This window comes from Actinoplanes sp. NPDC048791, assembly GCF_040650095.1.
Classification (GTDB): Bacteria; Actinomycetota; Actinomycetes; order Mycobacteriales; family Micromonosporaceae; genus Actinoplanes.
Map to the genome: position 1 here is coordinate 1 of NZ_JBEZGQ010001507.1, position 1,529 is coordinate 1,529.

At 73.4% G+C, this 1,529-nt stretch carries 1 protein-coding gene and 1 pseudogene; both read left to right on the top strand.

What is annotated here, in order from left to right; all coding sequences use genetic code 11:
• The coding region (locus AB0C29_RS47915; RefSeq protein ID WP_360834976.1) for a Gfo/Idh/MocA family oxidoreductase at positions 1 to 990 on the top strand (990 nt) is incomplete at its 5' end.
• Positions 991 to 1,177: 187 nt separating this feature from the next.
• Positions 1,178 to 1,529: pseudogene (locus tag AB0C29_RS47920) on the top strand (MMPL family transporter); the annotation flags it as partial.

A 1,529-nucleotide genomic window follows, 5' to 3' on the forward strand; every position in this document is an offset into this window, starting at 1 on the left:
GCCGACCCCGGCGTCGACCTGGCCGGGGTGGTCGACCTGGACCTGGCGGCGGCCCGGCGGGCGGGGCCCGGACTGCCGGTCGGCACCGACGTCGCCGCGCTGGCCGCCGAGACCGGGGCGGAGGCGGTGATCGACGTGACCGTACCGGTGGCCCACCACGAGGTCACCACGGCCGCGCTGTTCGCCGGGCTGTCCGTGCTCGGCGAGAAGCCGGTCGCGGACACGCTGGCCCAGGCGCTGTCCCTGGTGGCGGCGGCGGACGTGAGCGGCCGGCTGTTCATGGTCAGCCAGTCCCGCAGCTGGAACCCCCAGCTGTTCGCGCTGCGGGCGATGACCGGGAAACTCGGCCCGGTCGGCTCGGTCAGCACCGGCTTCCACCGGGCGCCGCACTTCGGCGGCTTCCGCGAGCAGATGGCGCAGCCGCTGCTGGTCGACATGGCGATCCACGCCTTCGACGCCGCCCGGTTCCTGCTCGGCGACGACCCGCTGTCGGTCTCGTGCCAGACCTGGAACCCGCCCTGGAGCTGGTACGCCGGCGACGCCTGCGCCGCCGCGGTCTTCGAGATGACCGGCGGCGCCCGCTACGTCTATCACGGCAGCTGGTGCAGCCCGGGCGCGGAGACATCCTGGAACGGCGAGTGGCGGGTCAGCGCGCAGGAGGGTACGGCCCGCTGGGACGGCGACCACGATCCGATCGGGCCGCCGGTCGACGCGCCGGACGACCGGTACTCGGGTATCGGCGGGGCGCTGCGGGTGTTCACCGAGGCGTTGCAGAGCGGGGTGACACCGATGGGTGAGGTGCACGGCAACGTGCTGAGCCTGGCCATGGTGGAGGCCGCGGTCGACTCGGCGGCGCGGGGACGGCCGGTGTTGATCGACGAGGTGTTGATCCGGGCACATGAGCAGGCCGTCCGTGACGAGCGGCGGTCCGAGGTGCGGGACGAGCTGCGGAGCTGGACGGACGTACGGGCCGCGCTCCGCGCGGTCTGAGCTTTTCCGGTCGCCGCCGCTCGTTTCGCCGTCCGCTCGTTCCTTTGTCCGCCCGCGCCGCCGTCCGCCCGTCCCACGGTGCGCCTGCGCCGCCGTCCGCTTGTTCCTTTGTCCACAGCTGTTGGCCGTGCGCGGGTTTTCCACAGCCGCTCAGCGGCGGCCGGGGTGAGTGACTAGCGTGCCTGGGGTGAACGCTCTGTCGCGGTTCGTCGTCGCGCACCGCTGGTGGGTGCTGGTGTCCTGGTTGCTTCTCGCCGCCGTGGGCGGTTTCGCCGCGCCCAAGGCCACCGCCGCGCTGAGCTACGACTTCTCCCTGCCCGGCCAGGACGGCTACGAGACCAACAAGGTGATCACCGAGCAGTTCGGCTCAGGCGGTGACTTCTCGCCCATCCTCCTGGTCATCGCCGACGCCGGCGATCCCGCCCCGGTGGTGCAGGCGGCCACCGCGGCCGTGCCGGGCGCCCGGATCCTCTCCCCTGCCGATGAGCCGGCACTCCGGGCGCCGGACGGGCGCACCAGCGTGGTCGTCGTCTACCCCG